This is a genomic window from Actinophytocola xinjiangensis, from assembly GCF_001921215.1.
GTDB classification, from domain to species: domain Bacteria; phylum Actinomycetota; class Actinomycetes; order Mycobacteriales; family Pseudonocardiaceae; genus Actinophytocola; species Actinophytocola xinjiangensis.
On record NZ_MSIF01000005.1, the window covers coordinates 306,997 to 327,900 of the forward strand.

The following is a 20,904-nucleotide window of genomic DNA, read 5'->3' on the forward strand; positions in this document are numbered from 1 at the left end:
GGAGGACGCCGGGCCGGCGACACCGAACAGCGCCGCGGTCGCGAACACCGTCATCGTTATTCCGCCAGTGGCAACGAGGAACCGACGCATGTCATCACTCCGTACTGGTCAGCCCAACACCCCGACCGACCAGTCTTACCACCAGGTCAAACGCCTCCACATCTTCAAGTCCACTGTGTACACGGAAGGGTTAACCGGCCGACCAGCGCAGCGCGGTCTCGGTGAGCGCGGCCCGCGCGCCGGCCCCCAGGTCGCGGACCACGTCGGCGGCCGGGGCGGTCCTGGCGAACTCGTGGGCCTGCCCGGCCCACAGCGACATCGCCTCCGGGTCGCCGGCCTGGCGCAGGACCTTGGTCAGGTGGTGGATGTGCGGGTAGGCGGCCGGCGCGGCGGCGGTGTGCTCGACGAGGAACCGGTTGACCAGTCCCCTGGCGGGCCGGCCGGTGAACGCGCGGGTCACGGCGGTGGGCCGGTCGCCGGGCAGGGACGCGCGGTGCACGGGGTTGGTGCCGGCCTCGGGACAGGCGAGGAACATCGTGCCGAGTTGGGCGGCGCGGGCGCCGGCGACGAGCACGGCGGCCACGTCGCGCCCGCCGGACAGGCCGCCGGCGGCGATGAGCGGCACGGTGACGGCGGCGGAGACCTTGCGCAGCAACGGGAGCAGCGCGGTGTCGTCGACCGGGTCGGTGTTGTGGAAGGTGCCGCGGTGCCCGCCGGCCTCGGTGCCCTGCACGCACAGGGCGTCGGCGCCGGCGGCGGCGGCGGTGAGGGCCTCGCCGGCGGAGGTGACGGTGACCACGGTGGTGCAGCCGGCCTCGCGCAGTTCGGTCAGCACGGTCGGGTCGGGGCAGCCGAAGGTGAAGCTGACCACCGGCACCTGTTCCTCCTGGACCAGGGCGAGTTTGGCGGCCCAGGCGTCGTCGTCGTCGGCCGGGTCGGCCAGTTCGACCCGGTAGCGGCGGGCCTCGGCGGCCAGGCGTTCCCGGTAGGTCGCCAGCGCCTCACCGTCCACAGTGGAGGTGTCGGGGACGAAGATGTTGATCCCGAACGGCTCGGCGGTCAGTGTCCTGGTGGTGGCGATCTGCTCGCGGACGGCGTCGGCGGTGCGGTAGCCGGCGGCCAGGAAGCCGAGGCCGCCCGCGTTGGACACGGCGGCGGCGAGCGCGGGTGTCGACACGCCACCGGCCATCGGCGCCTGCACGATCGGCTGGGACAACTGGTCGAGAATCATTCAGGGAACTCCTGGTCAAGCAGCCTGAGCAGCGGGGTGGCCTTCACCGCGGTCTCGGCGACCTCGCCGTCCGGGTCGGAGAGCGCGATGACCGCACCACCGACGCCGTAGGACACCCGGTCCGGCTCGACCACGAGCGTGCGGATAACGATACTGAAGTCCGCCGCGCCGTTGCGCGAGAAGTACCCCAAAGCGCCCGAGTACACACCTCTCGGCCCGCCTTCGAGACGGTCGATGATCTCCATGGTGCGTTTCTTGGGGGCCCCGGTCATGGAGCCGCCGGGGAAGGCGGCCCGCACGCAGTCCACGGCGGTCGCGTCGGCCCGCAGCCGTGCACGGACCGTCGACACGAGCTGGTGCACGGTCGGATGCGTCTCCACGGCGAACAGTTCCGGCACGCTGACCGACCCCAGTTCGGCGACGACACCCAGGTCGTTGCGCACCAGGTCGACGATCATCAGGTTCTCCGCCCGGTCCTTGGCGCTGGCGGCCAGCTCCGCACGCAGTCGTTGATCGTCCATTTCGGACTCTCCGCGTGGGCGGGTGCCCTTGATCGGCCGGGACTCGGCCAGCCCGTCGGGGCTCACCCGCAGGAACCGCTCGGGCGACGCGCTCAGCACACTGCGTTCGCCCAGGCGCAGCAGGGCGGCGAACGGCTCGGGGTTGTCCCGGCGTAATCGCCGGTAGGCGGGCCACGGGTCGAGCTTGCCGTCGGCGACGAGCTGGTTGGTCAGGCACACCTCGTAGCTCTCGCCGGCGACGATCTCGGCCTGGCTGCGGGCGATCAGGTCCAGGTACCCGGCCCGGTCGTGCCGGGCGCGCAACGCCCCCAGTTCCGGGGCGGGCGGGTGTTCGCCCAGCGGACCCAGACCGGTCAGGGTGGCCTCGGTGTCGGCGAGCCAGGCGAGGTTGTGCGCGTGCGGCACGGCGAGCAGGTGGACCGCGCGCTCGTGGTGGTCGACGACCACCGCACGGTCCGGGGAGATCATCGCCGCGTCCGGCGCGTCGGCGCGGTGGGCGATGTCCCCGCCGCACTCGGCCTTCAGCTCGTAGCCGAGATGACCGACCCAACCCAGGGCGAAGTCGAACGGCAGCCCGGCGGGGAGATCGGCCCGGCCGTCGGCCAGGTCGGCGGCCAGCCAGTCCAAAAAGGACTCACGGACGACGGTGTCGCCGTCGCGGGAGCGGACGGTGACCTCGCCGGCGGCGACGTCGGCGGTGGCCACCCTGGCGAGCGGTCCGCTGGCGTCACCGAGGAAGGAGAACCGCCCGCCGGCCGCGCTGTCCAGCCAGAACGCCCACGCCGACTCCCGGTACAGCGCGTCGAACACCGCCTCGGCCTCGACATCGGTGTCCAGGCGACGGTGCAGCAGCGTCGGCGCGGCCGGCCGTCGCCTGGGGCCACGCACCGGAATGCTCCCCCGCTCGCCCAGGAAGTTGGCCAACAGCCGGTGCCCGTGCTCGGTGTGGATGGACTCCGGGTGGAACTGCACGCCCCACTGCGGCCGGGTGCGGTGCCGCACGGCCATCAGCACCCCGTCCTCGGCGCTGGCCACCGCCTCCAGGTCGGCCGGCAGACCGGAGACGGCCAGCGAGTGGTAGCGCACCGCGGTGAACGGCGATGGCAGGCCGGCGAAGATCCCGGCGCGGTCGTGGTGGATCCGGGAGACCAGCCCGTGCCGGGGTTCGGGCGCCGGGCCGACGACACCGCCGTAGGCGTGGCAGATCCCCTGGTGGCCCAGGCACACGCCGAGCAGCGGACGCGTGCCGGCCCGGATGATCTCGCCGCAGACACCGAAGTCCGCCGGCCGGTCGGGCCGCCCCGGCCCCGGCGAGATGATCACGTTGTCGTAGCCGGCGAGGTCGGCCGGCGCCCAGCCCGGCTGGTCGTTGCGCACCACGTCGGGCCGTGCACCGGTCACCGCACCGACGAGGTGCACCAGGTTGACGGTGAACGAGTCGTGGTTGTCGACCACCAGGGTGCGCACGCCCGGAGCGTGACCGATCGGTGGGGTGGCGCGCAAGGACGTGGGACTGGCCGATGACGTGGGCCTCCGCTCCCGTCACCGGCCAGGGTGCTTCCATGGTGACCTGGGCCACGCCGGTGGACAACGCGGCTCGACCACCGCTCGACGCCGACGAACCTCAACAGCTAGCGGCGCTCACCAGGTCGTCCGGGGGCGGTGGCGGCGACCAGGAACATCGGCATCGCCACGAACAGCCGGTCCCGTTCGGCCCGGTCGCGCTGTTCGGCGAGCCAGTCGGGCGGCGCGTCCAGCGTGCCGAGCACCGGCAGGCTCTCCGGCCCGGTGAACACGGCGGTCACCACCTCGACGACCGGATCGGTGAACCCCGCGTCGAGCAGCAGCGCGCGGTAGGCCCGCGCGACCCTCGGTGAGGCCACCCGGTCGGCCCGCCGCGCCACGATCCGCCTGGTCGTCGCCGGGTCGTCGGAGTCGATGACCATCGTGTCCCAGTCCTGGCCGAGCAGCACGGCCCGGCCGCCGGGGGCCAGCACCCGCCGGGCCTCGCGCACCGCGTCGGCCGGGCGGTCCAGCGCGTGCAGCACCTTGTCCGCCCGGTACCCGCCGACCGTGCCGTCGTCGAACGGCAGCGCCAGCGCGTCCCCGGCACGGAAGCGCGGACCCCAGCGTTGCCGCGCGGCGGTCAGCATCCCCTCGTCGAGGTCGACGCCCACGGCGTTCGCGCCGCGTTCGGTCAGTTCGGCGACCGCCCGGCCGCCGCCGCAGCCCACGTCCACCACGACCTGGTCGCGGACCTCCCCCAACAGCTCGTAACTGCGTTCCCGCACCTCCACGGCCCAGGGCATCCGCTCGGCGAGGTCCAACACGGCCAACAGGTTCGACATACCGACGATGGTGCGACCTCAGGTCGACCTGAAGTCAAACCCGGGAATTGACCTCGACCTTGGTCGAGATCTCAGGATGTGGGGTCATGACGACACGCAGCGGAGAGGAAGCCGCCCTCGCCGGCCGCCGGGAGTGGATCGGCCTCGCGGTCCTCGCGCTCCCCGCGCTGCTCGCCTCGCTGGAGCTCACGGTCACCAACCTCGCCCTGCCCTCGATCGCCGGGGACCTGCTGGCGAGCGGCACCCAGTTGCTGTGGACCGTGGACCTCTACGCGTTCCTGCTCGCCGGGTCGCTGATCATGATGGGTGCCTGGGGCGACCGGATCGGCCGCCGGCGGGTCCTGCTGGTCGGGTCGGCCGGCTACGGCGCGGCGTCGCTGCTGGCGGCCTACGCGACCAGCATCGAGATGCTGATCACCGCGCGCGGGCTGATGGGCATCGCCGGCGCCACCCTGATGCCCTCGACGCTGGCGCTGGCGACCGCGCTGTTCCCCCACCCCCGGCAGCGGGCGACCGCGATCGCCGTGATCGTCGCCAGCGTGTCGGCCGGCACGGCCATCGGGCCGCTGGTCGGCGGTTGGCTGCTCGACCGGTTCTGGTGGGGCTCGGCGTTCCTGCTGGCCGTGCCGGTGATGGCGGTGCTCCTGGTCCTGGTTCCGGTGCTGGTGCCCCGGGACCGGGGAACCGGCCGGGGCCGGCTGGACGTGCTGAGCGCGCTGCTGTCGCTCGCGGCGGTGCTGCCGGTGGTGTTCGGCATCAAGCGGGTCGCCGCCGACGGCCTGTCCTGGACCGCCGTGCTGGCCGTCGCCGTGGGCGTCGCGGCGGCGGTGGTGTTCGCCGTGCGGCAGCGGCGGCTGCCCGAACCGTTCGTCGACCTCGGCCTGTTCCGCGACCGGACGTTCGCGACCGCGGGCGCGACCCTGGCGTTGGGCATCTTCGTGCTGTGGGGCTCGAACTACGCGATCGCCCAGTACCTCCAGCAGGTGGCGGAGCTCTCACCGCTGCGGGCCGGGCTGTGGACGGCGCCGTCCGCGTTCGGCGTGATCGCCGGCTCGACGCTGGCGCCGCGCCTGGCCCGCCGGTTCCGCCCGACCTCGGTCATCGGCGCCGGTCTGGTGCTCTCGGCCGCCGGCTACGCGACCCTGACCCAGGTCGGCGGTGCGCACGGGCTCGCCGTCCTGGTCACCGGGGCCGTGATCGTCTCGGCCGGTCTCGGCCCGATGATGGCCCTGTCGACCGACCTGATGATCAGTTCGGCACCGCCGGCGCGGACCGGGGCCGCCGCCGCGATCGCCAGCACCACCCCGCAGCTCGGTGGCGCGTTCGGCATCGCCGTGCTGGGCAGCGTCATCGCCGCCACCTACCGCGCCGTCGTCGAGGGCACCGCGCCGGCCGGCACCCCGGCGACCACGCTCACCGCGTTCGAGGAGAGCCTCGGCGCCACCGCCCGGCTGCCGGACGCGGCTGCCCTGCTCACCCCGGCCCGGGACGCGTTCACCACCGGTTTCCAGGTCGCGGCCGGGGTCAGCGTCCTGGTCACGGCGGCGGTGGCGACCGCCGTCATCCTGCTGGGACGACGCGGGCGGCGTGTGGCTTGATGGAGGTATGACCGCACACGAGCTGACGATCGGTGAGGTGGCCGACCGGTTCGGGCTGCCCACCCACGTGCTGCGCCACTGGGAGGCCGAGGGCCTGCTGAGGCCGGACCGCACGGCGAGCACCCACCGCCGCTACGGCACCGACGACCTGTACCGGATCGCGTCGATCCTCAACGCCAAGGAGGCCGGCCTGTCGCTGCCCGACATCCGCGCGCTGCTGACCGCCACGGACCCGGTGTCACGCAAGGAGGTGCTCGCCCGCCAGCGGCGGCTGCTGGCCGAGCGGCTGGCCAGGACCACCGCGGCGCTGCGCCTGGTGGAGGGCGCCATCGAGTGCACCCACGAGGACATCACCACCTGCCCGAACTACCGTGCCAGGGTCGACCTGCGGCTGCGAGAATCGGCCCATGTCACTGGGTGATCCCGGCCGGTTCTGGGCCGCGTCGGCGACCTCCACGCTGCCCCGGCACCCGGCCCCGGACCTGACCGACCGGACCGCGTTCGTGACCTACGTCGAGGTCCGAGGGCCCCGCTGGCAGGTCCCGGCGCTGCTCGGTGGGCTGGCGGTGTTCTGCGTCGCCTACTCGGTCGTGTCCGACACCGCCCCGGTGGTGCTGTGGGCGCTGGCCGGCACGCTCGCGCTGGCCGCGGCCGGGGCGCTGCTGTGGGACAGCCGCACCCGGGTCGGCGCCTACGAGCGGGCGCACACCCGGTTCGTCGAGCACGGGGTGCTCGCCCAGGCGTACTGGACTCCGCTGGACGTCGGGCACGAGAGCTTCCGCCCGGCGGCCGTCCTCATCGACGCCGGCCTGCCGGACGAGCGGGCGGCGCGGCTGCGGGCGGCGTTCGCCGGCTGGATCACCGAGGTCGTCGCCGACCCCGGGCTCGCGGCCGACGTCAAGGCCTGGTTCCGCGTCGGGCACGGCGTCAACACCAGCGAGGACCTGTTCGGCCCCGACGCCACCGGCGGCTACCTGACCGGCCCGCTGGCCCTGAGCCACTGGAAGGTCCTGCTCCCGGCGGGCAACTCGTGGCGGATCCTGGACGTGCGGCACCCGGACGAGCCGGCCGGGGCGCCGCCGGACATCACCGGCTGACCACCCCGTCGAACCTCAGCGCGAGCGCCCGGTTGGGGCCCAGCGTGATGTTGGTCGGCCGGGCGCGCGGGACGGCCCTGGCGCGGTCGTCGGCGGGCATCGAGAACCGGGCGGCGGCGATCACCGAGCCGAGCACCACCCGCAGCTCGTACTCGCCGAACGTGGCGCCGATACAGCGCCGGTTCCCGCCGCCGAAGGGCACGTACTCGGTCGGTTTCGGTTTCCGCTCGACGAACCGGTCCGGGCGGAACACGAACGGCTCCGGCCACACCTCGGGGTTGCGGTGCAGCAGCGAGGGCGCGACGGCCGCGGTGTCCCCGGCGACCAGGTCGACGCCCTGGTACCGCCACGGCCCCACCAGCTGGCGCGCCACGATCGGCACCACCGGGTGCAGCCGCAGCGCCTCCTGGCAGACCGCGCCGAGGTAGGGCTGGGCGGCGAGGTCGGCCGGGTCCGGGTGGTCGCCGAGCGGGGCCAGCTCGTCGGCCAGCCGCGCGGCCAGGTCGGGCTCGCGGTGCAGGTGGTAGAGCGCCCAGGCCAGTGTGGTGGCGGTGGTCTCGTGCCCGGCGACGACCATGGTGCGCAGCTCGTCGAGCAGCTCGCCGTCGGACAGGCCGGAGCCGTCCTCGTAGCGCGCGGACAGCAGCAGCGACAGGATGTCCTCGCGGCCCTCGACGCCGCTGGCCCGGCGCTGTTCGATCTCGGTGGTGAGCAGCGCGTCGAACTCGGCCAGCCGCGCCCGCAGCCGCGACACCGCCCCCAGCCGGCCGACGGTGTTGCGGTAGGCGGGCATGACCAGCTTCGCGCTGTAGCCGTGCAGGAGTTTCGCCGTGGCGGCGGCGAACCGCGCGCCTCTGGTCTCGTCGGCCACCCCGAAGATCGCCCGGACGATCACCCGCAGCGTCACCTGCTGGCCGAACTCCAGCAGGTCCACGGTCTGCCCGGCCTGCCAGCCGGCGACCTGGGCGACGGTGGCCGCGCGCATGGTCTCGCCGTAGCCTCGGATCCGTTCGCCGTGGAACGCGGGGGCGAGCAGCCGCCGCTCCCGCCGGTGCGCCTCGCCGTCGATCATGATCAGCGATCCCGGCCCGAGCAGCGGCTCCACCATGTTCGGCCGGGCCACCGCGAACAGCTCCAGCGGGCCGGAGAACAGCTCGCGGGCCGCCTCCGGTTTTCCGCTGATCACCATCCGGCCGGACCCGGGTACCCGCACCACGACCGGGTCACCGAACAGGTCCTTCTGCCGGCGCAGGAACCCCTCCGGGTCCGACGCCACGGTGGCGACGTTCAGCGCCGCCCTCATGACCTTGACCATCACGCCCCCAGTGCGTGCTCGCGGTCGGAAAGACGCACGTGTCCCTGATCCCTGTGGGATCAGGGATCAGCGGTCGACGCCGCCCATGACCGGGTCGATGGACGCCAGCGCGGCGATCGCGTCGGCGACCAGACCGCCCTCGGCCATCGCCGGCATCGACTGGAGGTTCACGTAGCTTGGGTCGCGCACGTGGACGCGCATCGGCCTGGTGCCGCCGTCGGACACGACGTGGTAGCCCAGCTCGCCGCGCGGCGACTCGACCGGGACGAACACCTGCCCGGCCGGCACCGAGAAGCCCTCGGTCACCAGCTTGAAGTGGTGGATGAGCGACTCCATCGACTGGCCCATGATCTTGCGGACGTGCTCCAGGGAGTTGCCCATGCCGTCGGAGCCGATGCTCAGCTTGGCCGGCCAGGCGATCTTGCCGTCCTCGACCATGACCGGACCCGGCTCCTTGAGCCGCCGCACGCACTGCTTGATGATCCGCAGCGACTGGCGCATCTCCTCGATGCGCAGCAGGTAGCGGGCGAACGCGTCGGCCTCGGTGGTGGTCGGCACCTCGAAGTCGTAGTCCTCGTAGCCGCACACCGGCTCGATCTTGCGCAGGTCCCACGCCAGGCCGGCCGAGCGCAGCAGCGGGCCGCTGGCGCCGAGCGCGAGGCACGCGTCCAGCGGCAGGTAGCCGATGCCCTGGAGCCGGTTGCGCCAGATCGGCTGGCCGGTCAGCAGCTTGTCGAAGTCCGGCAGCCGCTGGTGCATGACCTTGAGGAACTGGTTGATGTGCGCGGCGGCGTCCTCGGGCAGGTCCTGGGCGACGCCGCCGGGCCGGATGAACGCGTGGTTCATCCGCAGGCCGGTGAGGTGCTCCAGGAGGTGCAGGACCTCCTCGCGCTCACGGAAACCGATGGTCATCGCGGTGATGGCGCCGAGCTCCATGCCACCGGCGCCGATGGACACCAGGTGCGAGCCGATGCGGCTGATCTCCATCAGCAGGACGCGGATGACCTGCGCGCGGGCCGGCGCCTCGATGCCGAGCAGCTTCTCCACCGACAGGCAGTAGGCCGTCTCGTTGTGCAGCGGCGACAGGTAGTCCATGCGGGTCACGAAGGTGACGCCCTGGGTCCACGTGCGGTACTCGAGGTTCTTCTCGATGCCGGTGTGCAGGTAGCCGATGACCAGGCGGCACTGGGTGACCGTCTCGCCCTCCAGCTCCATGACCATCCGCAGCACACCGTGCGACGACGGGTGGATCGGCCCCATGTTGATCACGATGCGGCCGTCGTCGACGTACTCCGTCTCGGCGAAGTCCTCCCACGCGGCGACGCTGTGCACCGGTCCTTCGGTGGTCATCCGGGCCGGCGCGTACGGCGTCTCCGTCTGGTCCACGGCCTCCGCGATCTTCTCACCCATACCGCGATGGTAACGAACGCCCACGTGGCCCCGGCAGCGACGCCGCCCGGCACACACCGTCGACCGGCGGGCACTCGGGGTCACCCCGCCCGGGTGTCCCCGGTGTCCGGTTTCGCCGGCCACTCGTGGACGCCCCGGCGGTGGCGTGGGCGCGCGCCGGACCCACCTTTACCAAGATCGATCTCGTGATCCTGGCTATGCTGCCCCGACGAGCCGTCGTGAGGAGCGATGTCCGGTGGATGCGCTACGACCAGGCGATCCGGACCGGATCGGCGACTACACGACCGTCGCCCGCCTCGGCAGCGGCGCCATGGGTTCGGTCTACCTGGCCCGCTCCCCCGGCGGCCGCGAGGTGGCGGTGAAGCTGGTCCGCCCCGAACTGGCCGACGACGACGACTTCCGCACCCGCTTCCGCCACGAGGTCGCCGCGATGCGCGCGGTGGGCGGGTTCTGGACCGCCGCCGTGGTGGACGCCGACCCCGACGCAGCGGTTCCGTGGCTGGCCAGCGAGTACGTCCCCGGCCCCACCCTGCACACGGCCGTCGCCACCCAGGGCCCGCTGCCCGAGCCCGAGGCCCGCGCGCTGGCCGCCGGCCTCGCCGAGGCCCTGCGCGCCATCCACGCCGCCGGCCTGATCCACCGCGACCTCAAGCCCGCCAACGTCCTCCTGGCCCCCACCGGCCCTCGAGTGATCGACTTCGGCATCGCGAGAACCCTCGACGGCCCCGGTCTGACCGCCACCGGCCTGGTGGTGGGCACCCCCCCACTACCTGTCCCCCGAACAGATCCAGGGCGACCCGCTGACCCCCGCGAGCGACATCCACGCCCTGGGCGCCGTCCTGGTCCACGCCACCACCGGCGAACCCCCGTTCGGCTCCGGTCCCGTCCCCGCCCTCCTCTACCGCATAGTCCACGGCACTCCCACTCTCGACCACGTCCCTGACTCCCTGCGCGCCCTGATCACCCACTGCCTCAACCGCGACCCCACGACCCGCCCCACCACCACCGACCTGCTCACCGCACTGTCCCGGCCGCCCGACCCGAGCCCCACCACCGCGCACCTCGACACCCCGCACCCCGACACCGCGGCGCCCCACCCCGACAACGAACCACCCACCTCGACAGCACGTCCCCGGACACTCCCGTACACCTCGCACCCCCACGAGATCCCCAATCCCCCGACCCAGGCCCGCACCAGGCTCGACACCACACCCCCGCCGGCCCCCGCCGCGACGGAAACCTTCCGCACCGGCGGCCGTCTCCGCGCGGCGTTGACGCTGGCCGTCCTCGGTACCTGCACCACTCTCCTGGGCAACGCCACGGCTTCCAGCCTCTCCGTCACCGACCTCACCACGGCGGCGGTGACCGCCGCCCTCACCCTCGGCTTCGCCCTCCCTTCCCTCTACCAGCTGTGGCGCCTGCTCCGCCCCCGCCGCCGTCTCCAGGTCTCCCCCACCGGCCTCACCGTCCGCCACGGCCGGCGGACCCACCACCTCCCGTGGTCCACGATCGCCAGAACCCACATCACCAACGACCACTACCGCCCCTGGCTGCTCGTCACCCCCGCCCCCGGCACCCCACCGTGGGAACTCGGCCCTCCGATCGACGGCGCCTACCGCGCCTACCCCATCGCCCACGGCGAGTCCCGGCTGTCCCGCAGCCGCCAGCGCGCGGACCTCAGGGACGCCCTGGCTCTCCACACCCCGACGCGAGACGCGTGACGAGGCTGGGCGAGGCCCGGCCGGCCACCACGCGGTCCGCACCCGGCACGAGACGCCAGAAGGTGAAGGGGACTCGCCAGCCGGCTCCCCAAATAGATCCTATTTCTGATCAACGAGACTGTAAATAATCGCCATCGCTTCAAGTAATTCTCCCCCTGTTGCATGACTCGCACGTAATCAAGCCCATTCTCATGACCTATACAATCGCGAGAGATTATGGCCATCCACGGGAAGCAAAACCGCATGCCTGCCTTGATTTCTGGCACGTTCGACTGAAAGCCGTTCTCGACGCAAAGAGTCCGAAAATATTGCCCAGTTCGCGTTGCACGACAAGTCGTTCGAGCCACGCTGCACCGTTGGATGGACGACACGCTTCGGCATGAGCTCCGCACAGTCGAGGAGTTGAAGCGTCGCCTCAGACCGCTGGAAGGAGTTGAGCACGCAGAAAGGAGCTGCTGGGTGACCCGAGTTGGCCGCAAGCGAAGCTCAAGGCCAAGCTGACACGATCGCGAAAAACGTAGCGCCGTCGAAAGTCATCATCGACAGAACAAGGCCTGCCGCGAGCAGCACAAACGACAGCGGCCCCATCCCGGAGGACGGAGCCGCTGTCGAACATCTGACCGAGGCGGATCTACTCAAGTCCTGTCCACTTGGACCCGGCTGAAACAGGGCCACCGTGGTGGAGCTGAGGGGAATCGAACCCCTGACCCCCTCGATGCGAACGAGGTGCGCTACCAACTGCGCTACAGCCCCTGGTCGTGCGACGTCAGCGTAGCAGCTACTCCCCCGCTGCCCGTCGGTAGGGGAGGGACCCTGGCTGCTCCAGTTCGTCGAACATGGGGTCCTCGTCGTCGATCTCGACGCGGATGGCGCCGGACCTGGTGACGGCGGGGGCGGCGGGGCCGTCGGCGACGCGTTCGCGGGGGCCGTGGTCCTGTTCGGGGTCGTAGGGCTCGTAGGGCTCGTCGTAGGCGATCTCGTCGTCGTAGTCGTCGTACTGGTCGGCGGGGGTGTCGTAGGCGGGTTCGGCGGTGGGGCGGGTGCGGGCGACGGCCTGGTAGCGGCGGACGCGTTGGAGTCGCGCGAGGCGGCGTTCGCGGATCTCGGTCTCGATGCGGACCTGTCGGCGCAGGTAGACGAGGTAGGAGATGAGGATGACGTCGAGGAGGCCGTGGCCCCACCAGAGCAGGGGGAACACGACGGCGGCGACGACGGCGGTCGCGACGGCGCCGATCAGCATGGCGAGGACGACCCGCTGCCGGAAGGCGTACTTGGCCCGCGCGATGATGGCCGCCGCTTCGGGGTCGAAGCCGCCTCTGCCGGGGCGGTACCGGCTCCCGTAGGGCAGGTCCGCCTCGTCGTAGTACCGGGCGGTCATGTCCTCACCGTCGGCGTCATGGGCGGTGTCCTCCGGAGCGTCGTCGACGACATTGTCGTCCACCTCGACGTCGTCGTGGTCGACATCGGGTGAGTCGGGCGCGGTCTCGGCGAATTCCTCACCGAAATCCTCGCTCATCCCGTCGACCTCGCGCAGGGCGGCCTCCTCGTCGGCCGTCTCGTCGGCCTCGGCGCTGCCGCTGCGCACGACCCTCGCCGCCAGCTCCGAGTCGGCCGTCCTGGCGACTGCCTGGCGCTTGCGCACGATCATCGGCACGAGCACGACGAGCCACGCCAGCACGAGCGCGACTACAACCAGTGAGCTCGGCATGCCTCGACACCTCCCCAGTGACGATTCCGGCGACTCGTCGCCACGTTAGTCACAACAGTCACATCAGTGTCGGAGGCGCGCCGTGCCCGCCGCGGATGATCACACCAGTTCAGCCCGCCCATCAGCGATCAGACCTGCGACAAGTCCATTCGGAACGTCCTCTGTGGTCAGTGCGAAACACAGGTGGTCGCGCCAACTCCCGGCGACATCCAGGTAACGGCGAAACATCCCCTCCTCCCGGAAGCCGAGCTTGCCGAGCACCCGCAGGCTCGCGGTGTTCTCCGGCCGGACGGTCGCCTCCAGCCGGTGCAGCCCCGCAGCCCGGAAACTGTGGTCCACCACCAGGGCCACCGCCCCGGTCGCCACCCCGCCGGCGGTCGCGTGGGTGCCGACCCAGTACCCGATCCACGCCGAACACAGCGACCCGCGCACCACGTTGCCGACGGTCACCTGCCCGGCCAACTCACCGTCCACGACGATCACGAAGGGTAGCGACATCCCCCGCCGGCCCAGCCCACGCAGCGTCGACCACTGCCCCGGCCAGGCCAGCGACGAGTTGTTGTCCGACCAGCTGCCGGGCACCGTCGGCTCCCAGCTCTCCAGATGCAACCGGTCCCGGCGCCGCACCCGGCTCCACGCCGACCCGTCCAGCAGCCGGGGCGGGCGCACCTCGACCACCCCGGCGGGCACCCGCAGCGCGCCTAACCGGGCCGGCCACCCTGGATGCCGTCCCTGCGGCACCGACCAACTCACCCCGTGGGCCGTCCCTTCAGCCACGTTGCGCCAGGAAACTGACCTGCACCTGTTCTCCGACGACGACCTCGGTGGTCTCCTCGTCCACCAGGATCAGGCAGTTGGCCTCCGCGAGGGAGGCCAACAGGTGCGAACCGGACGTGCCCAACGGCTGGGCGAGGTACTCGCCGTTGCTCTCGTCGCGCAGCAACTGTCCACGCAGGAAACCCTTGCGGCCCTTGACCGACACGATCGGCGAGAGCAGCCGCGCGGTGATCTGGCGCCGCTGCGGGTTGCGCTTGCCCTGCGCGGCCCTGATCAGCGGGCGCACCATCACCTCGAACACGACCAGCGCGCTCATCGGGTTGGACGGCAGCAGGAACGTCGGCACCGCGTCCGGGCCAAGGCGCCCGAAGCCCTGCACCGAGCCGGGATGCATGGCCACCCGGGTCATGTCGACGTCGCCCAGTTCGGACAGTGCCGAACGGATCTCCTCGGCCAGCTCACCACCGACCCCGCCGGCGATGACCACGATCTCCGAGAGCAGCAGCCGGCTCTCGACGAGCTCGCGCAGCCGCCGGGCGTCGGCCGGCACGATGCCGACCCGGTTCACCTCGGCACCGGCGTCGCGGGCGGCGGCGGCCAGCGAGTACGAGTTGACGTCGTAGACCTGGCCCTGGCCCGGCGTGCGGTCGATGTCGATCAGCTCGTCGCCCAGCGAGATGACCGACACCCTCGGCCTCGGGTAGACGAGCACCTTGGACCGGCCGACGGCGGCCAGCAGCCCGACCTGGGCCGAGCCGATCGGCGCACCCCGGCGCACGGCCACGTCCCCGGTCTGCACGTCCTCGCCGGTGCGCCGGACGAACGCGGCCGAGGGCACCGGCTGCTTGACCGCGACCCTCGCGTGGTGGCCGTCGGTGTAGCCGAGCGGGACCACGGCGTCGGCCAGGGTCGGCAGCGGCGCGCCGGTGTCCACCCGGACCGCCTGGCCGGGCTGCAACCGTCTCGGTTGGCGGGACCCGGCCTGGATCTCGCCGACGACCGGCAGCATCACGGGCTCGGAGCCGGCGGCCTGGACGTCGACGCTGCGCACGGCGTAACCGTCCACCGCAGCCTGGTCGAACCCGGGCAGCGCACGTTCGGCGACGACCTCCTCGGCGCAGAGCAGTCCCTGCGCCTCGGCGATGGCCACCCGGACCGGTGCGGGCCGAACGGCCGCGGCAAGCGCCCGGCCGAGCTGCTCGTCGACTGACCTCATTCCCGACCCCGCCCTGTGTCGCTATTCCTCCACGCGCCCGCGCAACCACTCACGCAGGTCGGGCCCATACTCCGGGTGAGCGAGTGCGAAGTCCACGGCGGCACGCAGGAAACCCCCAGGATTGCCCAGGTCGTGACGTCCACCCCGGTGCACGACGACGTGCACGGGGTGGCCCTCGGAGATCAACAGTGCGATGGCGTCGGTCAGCTGCAGTTCGCCGCCGGCGCCCGGCGTGATCCGCTTGATCGCGTCGAACACCGCCCGGTCGAGCAGGTAGCGCCCGGCCGCGGCGAAGGTCGACGGGGCGTCGGCCACCGCCGGCTTCTCGACCATGCCGTTGACCTTCTTGACGTCCGGGTCGTCGGTGTCGGCGACGTCGAACACCCCGTAGGCGGAGATCTGTTCCTTCGGGATGTCGAACGCGCACAGCACCGTGCCGCCGTGCTCGGCGCGGGCGCTGGCCATCCGCCCGAGCACCCCGGTCGGCAGGACCAGGTCGTCGGGCAGCAGGACCGCGACCACGTCGTCGTCGGGACGCAGGTTGCCCTCGGCGCAGCCCACGGCGTGCCCGAGGCCCAGCGCCTCCTTCTGGACGGCGGTCTCGACCTCGAGCAGGCCGGGGGCGCGGCGCACCTTCTCCAGCAGTGCGGTCTTGCCCCGGCGTTCGAGGGTCTGCTCCAACTCGGGCTGCGGCTGGAAGTACTGGGCGACCGCGTCCTTGCCCGGCGAGGTCACGATGACCAGGCGCCGCGCACCCGCCTCGGCGGCCTCGGCCGCGACGAACTCGATGCCCGGGGTGTCCACGACCGGCAGTAATTCCTTCGGCACGGCCTTGGTCGTCGGCAGGAACCGTGTGCCCAGCCCGGCGGCCGGCACGATGGCCGTTCTGATGCCGCTCACGGACGCGGAACCGGGGTCGGAACTGACTGCGGTAGATGGCGCCATGGACAACCAGCCTAACCTCATGTCGTGGCCCGGCCTGGGAGTGATCGAGAACCGACAGCCGCGTTGACGAAATGGCGGTGGCGCAAGGAGCTGCTCTCCGAGCGCCGCCGCGTACCGGCGAGCGTCCGTTTCGCCGAGGCGATCTCCCTGTCCACACACCTGACCAGCGGAAGGGTGGTCCGCCCTGGGCAGACGGTGTGCGCGTTCGTCCCGATCGCCTCCGAACCGGGTTCGGTCCAGATGCTCGACGAGCTGAACGACTACGGCGCACGCGTGCTGCTGCCGGTGGTGACCAACCAGGGGCCGCTCGAGTGGGGCTGGTATGCGGGTAAGGACTCGCTGGTGCCCGGACCGTACGGGCTGCGCGAGCCCAACGGCGAACTTCTCGGCGTCTCGGCTCTCCGGATCGCGGACATGGTGCTCGTTCCCGCGCTCGCCGTCGACCGCAACGGCGTACGGCTCGGGCGGGGCGCCGGCCACTATGACCAGTCGTTACCCCTGGCCTCGAACGGCACCGAGCTGGTGGCGATCGTGCGTGACCAGGAGATCTTCGAGGCGCTGCCCAGCGAGCCGCACGACGTGCGGATGACGGCCGTGCTCACGCCGAACCGGGGTCTGCTCCGGTTCGTGTGACGCACGCGGGCCCGAGGAGGTTTGCGCTCCGGGCGCGGCCTGTCGCAGAATGGTTTGGCACTCTCATCGCACGAGTGCCAGAACCGGGGAGAGGAACCGCCCGTGCCCACCTACCAGTACGCCTGCAAGGCCTGTGAGCACCGCTTCGAGGCGGTGCAGTCCTTCACCGACGCGTCGCTGACCGAGTGCCCGGAGTGCTCGGGCCAGTTGCGCAAGCTCTACGGCTCGGTCGGCGTGGTGTTCAAGGGCAGCGGCTTCTACCGCAACGACAGCCGCTCGGAGTCGTCCTCCTCGACGCCCGCCAAGGCGGAGTCCGGTTCGTCCTCGTCCGAGAGCAAGTCGACATCGACCACCTCCTCGTCCTCCTCGGATTCTTCTTCGGGTTCGTCTTCGGGTTCGTCTTCGGGTTCGTCGTCCTCGGGTTCGGGTTCGTCGACCTCGTCGTCGACGTCGTCGTCCTCTTCCAGCAGTAGCACGAGCACGACCGCCGTCGCGTCCTGACGGGTCGAGTTATCCACAGGCTGCTCGCTCACCCCGAGTTGTCCACAGGTCACGGTCCGACTTCCCCGAGGAGCCCGTTCTCCTCGTAGCGTCGTCGGCATGCCTCTCACGCCACCTCTGACGCCCCTGACCCGAGACCGCCTCCGACAGCTCCTCTCCCGGCACGCCCAGCCCCGGCTGGGCGGCCTACGCCGCGTCGTCGCCACCGTGCTGGTGCTGTTGGCGGTGGTCGCGTGGGTCCGCCCGCCGCCCCGCGCGGCCGGTGAGCCCACGGTGCCGCTGCTGGTCGCCGCCCGCGACCTGGCGCCCGGCTCGACCCTGCGCGCGGCCGACCTGCGGATCGTGCGGGCCCCCGAGTCGCTGCTGCCCGACTCGGCCCTCACCGCCGCCGACCAGGCGTCCGGCCGTGTCCTGGCCGGTGCCGCGTCCCGGGGCGAGCCGCTCACCAGCACCCGCCTGGTCGGGCGCGAGAACACCCGGCTGACCACCGGCGACCCGTCCGCGGTCGGTGTCCCGGTCCGTCTGGCCGATCCGGAGGTGGCCGCGTTACTCACCCCCGGCGCACGGATCGACGTCGTCACGGCCTCGCCAGGCACCGGGTCGCCCGGTGTCGTGCTCGCGGCCGGCGCCACGGTCGTGACGGTTCGCGAGACGTCCGACGAGCCAGGTCGCCTGGTGGTGATCGCCGTACCGCCGGACACGGCGACCCGACTGGCGTCCGTCTCGTTGGGACAACCCGTTGCCGTTACGCTCCGTTGACTCAGCGCAGCCGAACGGGAAGGAGCAGTGACGTGCTGAAGGGGTTCAAGGAATTCTTGATGCGCGGCAACTTGATCGAGCTCGCGGTGGCGGTGGTCATCGGCACGGCGTTCACGGCGATCGTCACCTCGATCACCGAGAACCTGATCCAGCCGCTGATCGCCGCCCTGGGCGGCGCCAACGTGACCGGCCTGTCGTGGACGATCGTGGACGGCAACGACAAGTCCACCATCGACTTCGCCGCGATCATCACCGCCGGGTTGAACTTCGTGATCGTTGCCGCCGTCGTCTACTTCATCCTCGTCTTCCCGATGAACAAGCTCCAGGAACGCCGGCGGCGGGGCCAGGATCCGGATCTCGTCGAACCCACCGACGTGGAACTGCTCACCGAGATCCGCGACCTGCTCCGCCAGCAACAGCGGCCGATGCCCGCCCAGCACCAGCCTCCGTTCGGCCAGCAGTACCCGCCGCAGAGGCCGCCTGGCCAGCAGCCGCCCCGGGGCCCCAACTACCCCCCGGAACCCGGCTACTGACGCCATCCAGAAAGGAAGGAACACCGGAAAGCACAGTTCCTCAGCGAGAGATGTCGAACGACGCCGACGGCCGCCGACTTCCTCCTGACGGTGCCCGACGGCGGCACCGACGATCAGGAGGTCGACGATGAGCAAGGTCGTACTGGACGTGTCGGTGTCGCTCGACGGTTTCACCGCCGGCCCGAACGTCCGCCGGGCGGAGCCGATGGGCGACGGTGGTGAGTTCCTGCACAGCTGGATGTCGGGCACCGAGTCCGCCGACGAGTCGGCCAACGAGGTCGACCGCACGATCCGCGGTGAGGTCGACGACTCCGTCGGGGCCGTGATCATCGGCCGCCGCACGTTCGATCTCGGCCTGGAGCCGTGGGGCGGCACGCCGTGGCCGGGAAAGGCCAGTTTCGTGGTCACCCACCGGGCGCGTCCGGACCTGGTCGGCGACAACGGCGGGACCTTCGCCTTCACGGGTCTCCGGGAGGCGGTCGCCCGCGCCAGGGCGGCGGCGGGCGCCAAGGACGTCGTGGTCCTGGGTTCCGACGTGGCCAGGGCGCTGCTGCGGGCGAACCTGCTCGACGAGGTCCACCTCCACGTGGCCCCGTTCCTGCTCGGCTCCGGCACCCGCCTGTTCGCCGGTGAACAGGCGGCCCTGGTTCCGGCCCGGGCTCCGCGCGGCGGTTCGGCGAACCACCTCCGCTACCGGGTCGCCCCACGTCCCGGGCCCGTTGGGTGGACGATGGCGGGGTGACCAACGACCCCGAGGACGAGCACCGCCCCGCCCCTCGCCCTCATCGCCGCCGCCCGACCCTGGACGAGGTCTTCGGAGACGTTCTGCCCACCACCACCTCGGACGAACGAGACCCGCAGCCCCCCACCGACGACCGCGACTCGTGGTACGAGCAGAACCGCCCCCCACACCACGACCGCGACTGACCCGCCCCGTTCCGACTCCCGCCCCGGGGAACGGTTAGCACCCAGGGGGGCGTGGGCTCGGTCAGGTCCGAGCCCCGCCCGCTCCGGACCGGCCCGCACCAGGCCCGGCCGAACGCGACCCGGTCCGAGACCAGAACATCCGAGACCCCAGCCCAACCGATCCGGCCCAGCCGGAACCGGGGGCAGGCGCATGAGGCCGGTGCGGGGTCGGTTGGCCGGAGTGGATCCGGGTTCGGGGCCGGGCCGGTTTTGGTTGGGTCAGTTGGGGTCCAGGCCGGACAGTTCGTCGATGACGTGTGGTACCAGGGACGACAGGGTCGCCATGCCGTCGCGGACGGCGGAGCGGGAGCCGGCGAGGTTGACGACCAGGGTGCTGCCGGAGATGCCGACCAGGCCACGGGAAATGCCGCCGTCGACGGCTCCGGCGGCCAGGCCGGACGAGCGGATCGCCTCGGCGATGCCCGGGATGGGGCGGTCCAGGACTCCCTGGGTGGCGTCGGGGGTCACGTCGCGGGGGGACACGCCGGTGCCGCCGACGGTGATCACCAGGTCGGCGCCCCCGATGACGGCGGTGTTCAACGCGTTCCGAATATCCACGGTCTCACCGGCCACCGCGACGATCCCGTCCACGATGAACCCGGTCTCCTCGAGCAGCTCGGTGACCAGCGGGCCGACGGAATCCTCGTGCTCCCCGTGGGCCACCCGGTCGTCAACGATCACGATGAGGGCCCTGCCGAGCCGCTGCGCGCTGCGTTCCATGCCTGCCACCGTAGCCGGATCCACCGACAAGGGGGGCGACGGTCCGGGCTCGCGCGACCACCCTCCCGACCGCCCGACGACGCCACCGCACTTCGGGCACCGTGGGTTCGCCGGTGGCGCTCCGTCGACCGTGACGTGATCGGGCGCGAACCGGGTGGACGAGCCAGGACATCGGACTCACCGGGCGAAGTCGAGGCCGTGGATCGCCTGGGCCAAGAGCCGAGCCGGTGACGTGGACGGAGGCCCCACCGGTGATCATCGCGGGAATCCGGTGGACGGGAGTGGCTGGGCCGGACCCACTGTCACGGCAGCCACACGTCATCACCGCACGGCCCCGAGACGGCCGGCTACGCCGCCAGCGACCCGGCGCGGGTCCGCGACGCCCAGGGCGGGTGCGCGGTGTGTCCCTTGTGGACGGTTGGGTGATCCGGCTCCCCTACCTCAAGGTGCGTGTCTCAGGCCCCGCCGGGGAAGGTCAGTCGCGGACCAGGCAGAAGGGGTGGCCGGCCGGGTCGGCCAGGACGCGCCAGCTTCGGTCGGGGGTCGCGTCGAGGACGGTGGCGCCGGCGGCTTCGGCGTGGGACTGGGCCTGGTCGAGGTCGGGCACACCGAGGTCCAGGTGGGACTGCTGGGGGTGGGCGGGGTCGGGCCAGCGCGGCGGGCGGTGGTCGGCGACCCGCTGGAAGGCCAGGACCATCCCGCTGGGCAGGTGGAGCGTCGACCAGTCCTCGTCGAGGGACCAGCGAGGATCGGGGGTGTCGATCTTGCCGCCCAGCAGTGACGCGTAGAAGCGGCACAGGGCGGCGGGGTCGGGGCAGTCGAGGACTATGCACTGGAGCGTGGCGATCATGACCACAAACTAGGACACCCCGGCGCGGTGAGCTGGTCACCAAGCGGTGTAACCA

General features: G+C 71.9%; 21 protein-coding genes, 1 tRNA gene and 3 pseudogenes. 12 read left to right on the forward strand and 13 right to left on the reverse strand.

The window, feature by feature from the left end; all coding sequences use genetic code 11:
• Nucleotides 1–190: 190 nt before the first annotated feature.
• From BLA60_RS13990 to BLA60_RS14000, 3 genes are all read right to left on the reverse strand, one after another.
• Nucleotides 191–1,228, reverse strand: coding sequence for a nitronate monooxygenase (locus tag BLA60_RS13990; protein ID WP_425427059.1), 1,038 nt, complete (start codon nucleotides 1,226–1,228; stop codon nucleotides 191–193).
• On the reverse strand, nucleotides 1,228–3,219 hold the full coding sequence (pabB, locus tag BLA60_RS13995; RefSeq protein ID WP_075133267.1) for an aminodeoxychorismate synthase component I: 1,992 nt from the start codon (nucleotides 3,217–3,219) through the stop codon (nucleotides 1,228–1,230). The genes BLA60_RS13990 and pabB overlap by 1 nt, the downstream gene beginning before the upstream one ends.
• A gap of 164 nt (nucleotides 3,220–3,383) precedes the next feature.
• Entirely contained in the window at nucleotides 3,384–4,100 is a 717-nt protein-coding gene (locus BLA60_RS14000; protein WP_075133268.1) for a methyltransferase domain-containing protein, read from the reverse strand.
• A gap of 86 nt (nucleotides 4,101–4,186) precedes the next feature.
• Here BLA60_RS14000 and BLA60_RS14005 point away from each other — a divergent pair, with 86 nt between their 5' ends.
• The 3 genes from BLA60_RS14005 to BLA60_RS14015 are packed head-to-tail and all read left to right on the forward strand — an operon-like array spanning nucleotide 4,187 to nucleotide 6,795.
• Nucleotides 4,187–5,698, forward strand: a complete 1,512-nt coding sequence (locus BLA60_RS14005) for an MFS transporter (RefSeq protein ID WP_075133269.1) — start codon at nucleotides 4,187–4,189, stop codon at nucleotides 5,696–5,698.
• Nucleotides 5,699–5,705: 7 nt separating this feature from the next.
• The gene (locus BLA60_RS14010; RefSeq protein ID WP_075133270.1) at nucleotides 5,706–6,119 is read left to right on the forward strand and encodes a MerR family transcriptional regulator; all 414 of its coding nucleotides are present in this window, start codon (nucleotides 5,706–5,708) and stop codon (nucleotides 6,117–6,119) included.
• On the forward strand, nucleotides 6,106–6,795 hold the full coding sequence (locus tag BLA60_RS14015) for a hypothetical protein (protein ID WP_075133271.1): 690 nt from the start codon (nucleotides 6,106–6,108) through the stop codon (nucleotides 6,793–6,795). The genes BLA60_RS14010 and BLA60_RS14015 overlap by 14 nt, the downstream gene beginning before the upstream one ends.
• On the opposite strand, the gene BLA60_RS14020 is transcribed toward BLA60_RS14015, so the two are convergent.
• The gene (locus tag BLA60_RS14020; RefSeq protein WP_162292958.1) at nucleotides 6,785–8,098 is read right to left on the reverse strand and encodes a cytochrome P450; all 1,314 of its coding nucleotides are present in this window, start codon (nucleotides 8,096–8,098) and stop codon (nucleotides 6,785–6,787) included. The two genes, BLA60_RS14015 and BLA60_RS14020, sit on opposite strands and share 11 nt — an antisense overlap.
• Before the next feature lie 78 nt (nucleotides 8,099–8,176).
• Complete coding sequence (locus BLA60_RS14025) at nucleotides 8,177–9,520, reverse strand: NADH-quinone oxidoreductase subunit D (protein ID WP_075133272.1); 1,344 nt, start codon at nucleotides 9,518–9,520, stop codon at nucleotides 8,177–8,179.
• A gap of 310 nt (nucleotides 9,521–9,830) precedes the next feature.
• On the opposite strand from BLA60_RS14025, the pseudogene BLA60_RS46200 reads away from it, so the two are divergent.
• From BLA60_RS46200 to BLA60_RS44210, 3 genes and pseudogenes are all read left to right on the forward strand, one after another.
• Nucleotides 9,831–10,193: pseudogene (locus tag BLA60_RS46200) on the forward strand (protein kinase domain-containing protein); the annotation flags it as partial.
• A gap of 145 nt (nucleotides 10,194–10,338) precedes the next feature.
• Nucleotides 10,339–10,482: pseudogene (locus tag BLA60_RS46205) on the forward strand (hypothetical protein); the annotation flags it as partial.
• A 309-nt stretch (nucleotides 10,483–10,791) separates the two neighbouring features.
• Nucleotides 10,792–11,241 (forward strand): PH domain-containing protein, encoded by a 450-nt coding sequence (locus tag BLA60_RS44210; RefSeq protein ID WP_075133274.1) that lies wholly within the window; start codon nucleotides 10,792–10,794, stop codon nucleotides 11,239–11,241.
• A 677-nt stretch (nucleotides 11,242–11,918) separates the two neighbouring features.
• Here BLA60_RS44210 and BLA60_RS14045 read toward each other — a convergent pair.
• The 5 genes from BLA60_RS14045 to BLA60_RS14065 all read right to left on the reverse strand — a co-directional run bounded on the left by BLA60_RS14045 (nucleotide 11,919) and on the right by BLA60_RS14065 (nucleotide 15,842).
• Nucleotides 11,919–11,994, reverse strand: a tRNA-Ala gene (locus BLA60_RS14045).
• Between the two features lie 25 nt (nucleotides 11,995–12,019).
• Nucleotides 12,020–12,949 carry a divisome protein SepX/GlpR gene (gene sepX, locus BLA60_RS14050; RefSeq protein ID WP_075133275.1) on the reverse strand — a complete coding sequence of 310 codons (930 nt, stop codon included), beginning with the start codon at nucleotides 12,947–12,949 and terminating at the stop codon, nucleotides 12,020–12,022.
• A gap of 99 nt (nucleotides 12,950–13,048) precedes the next feature.
• On the reverse strand, nucleotides 13,049–13,726 hold the full coding sequence (locus BLA60_RS14055) for a GNAT family N-acetyltransferase (protein ID WP_075133276.1): 678 nt from the start codon (nucleotides 13,724–13,726) through the stop codon (nucleotides 13,049–13,051).
• Entirely contained in the window at nucleotides 13,719–14,942 is a 1,224-nt protein-coding gene (glp, locus tag BLA60_RS14060) for a molybdotransferase-like divisome protein Glp (protein ID WP_075133277.1), read from the reverse strand. The genes BLA60_RS14055 and glp overlap by 8 nt, the downstream gene beginning before the upstream one ends.
• A gap of 21 nt (nucleotides 14,943–14,963) precedes the next feature.
• Nucleotides 14,964–15,842: a UTP--glucose-1-phosphate uridylyltransferase gene (locus tag BLA60_RS14065; protein ID WP_245811971.1), complete on the reverse strand. Its 879-nt coding sequence runs from the start codon at nucleotides 15,840–15,842 to the stop codon at nucleotides 14,964–14,966.
• A gap of 108 nt (nucleotides 15,843–15,950) precedes the next feature.
• Here BLA60_RS14065 and BLA60_RS14070 point away from each other — a divergent pair, with 108 nt between their 5' ends.
• Together BLA60_RS14070 and BLA60_RS46415 are read left to right on the forward strand one after the other, a co-directional pair.
• A complete protein-coding gene (locus BLA60_RS14070) occupies nucleotides 15,951–16,520 on the forward strand; it encodes a 5-formyltetrahydrofolate cyclo-ligase (RefSeq protein ID WP_154814334.1) in 570 nt (189 codons plus the stop codon).
• A 102-nt stretch (nucleotides 16,521–16,622) separates the two neighbouring features.
• A pseudogene (locus BLA60_RS46415) lies at nucleotides 16,623–16,763 on the forward strand (FmdB family zinc ribbon protein); the annotation flags it as partial.
• A 14-nt stretch (nucleotides 16,764–16,777) separates the two neighbouring features.
• On the opposite strand, the gene BLA60_RS46420 reads toward BLA60_RS46415, so the two are convergent.
• On the reverse strand, nucleotides 16,778–17,053 hold the full coding sequence (locus BLA60_RS46420) for a hypothetical protein (protein ID WP_342744743.1): 276 nt from the start codon (nucleotides 17,051–17,053) through the stop codon (nucleotides 16,778–16,780).
• Nucleotides 17,054–17,120: 67 nt separating this feature from the next.
• Here BLA60_RS46420 and BLA60_RS14080 point away from each other — a divergent pair, with 67 nt between their 5' ends.
• From BLA60_RS14080 to BLA60_RS14095, 4 genes are all read left to right on the forward strand, one after another.
• Nucleotides 17,121–17,780: an SAF domain-containing protein gene (locus BLA60_RS14080; protein ID WP_084734902.1), complete on the forward strand. Its 660-nt coding sequence runs from the start codon at nucleotides 17,121–17,123 to the stop codon at nucleotides 17,778–17,780.
• A 32-nt stretch (nucleotides 17,781–17,812) separates the two neighbouring features.
• The gene (mscL, locus tag BLA60_RS14085) at nucleotides 17,813–18,313 is read left to right on the forward strand and encodes a large conductance mechanosensitive channel protein MscL (protein ID WP_075133282.1); all 501 of its coding nucleotides are present in this window, start codon (nucleotides 17,813–17,815) and stop codon (nucleotides 18,311–18,313) included.
• Between the two features lie 127 nt (nucleotides 18,314–18,440).
• Nucleotides 18,441–19,055 (forward strand): dihydrofolate reductase family protein, encoded by a 615-nt coding sequence (locus BLA60_RS14090; RefSeq protein ID WP_075133283.1) that lies wholly within the window; start codon nucleotides 18,441–18,443, stop codon nucleotides 19,053–19,055.
• A complete protein-coding gene (locus tag BLA60_RS14095) occupies nucleotides 19,052–19,240 on the forward strand; it encodes a hypothetical protein (RefSeq protein WP_075133284.1) in 189 nt (62 codons plus the stop codon). The genes BLA60_RS14090 and BLA60_RS14095 overlap by 4 nt, the downstream gene beginning before the upstream one ends.
• 258 nt (nucleotides 19,241–19,498) lie before the next feature.
• Here BLA60_RS14095 and BLA60_RS14100 read toward each other — a convergent pair whose 3' ends face one another.
• Both BLA60_RS14100 and BLA60_RS14105 read right to left on the reverse strand, forming a co-directional pair.
• On the reverse strand, nucleotides 19,499–19,999 hold the full coding sequence (locus BLA60_RS14100) for a MogA/MoaB family molybdenum cofactor biosynthesis protein (protein WP_075133285.1): 501 nt from the start codon (nucleotides 19,997–19,999) through the stop codon (nucleotides 19,499–19,501).
• Nucleotides 20,000–20,474: 475 nt separating this feature from the next.
• Nucleotides 20,475–20,849: a VOC family protein gene (locus BLA60_RS14105; protein ID WP_075133403.1), complete on the reverse strand. Its 375-nt coding sequence runs from the start codon at nucleotides 20,847–20,849 to the stop codon at nucleotides 20,475–20,477.
• Nucleotides 20,850–20,904: the final 55 nt, after the last annotated feature.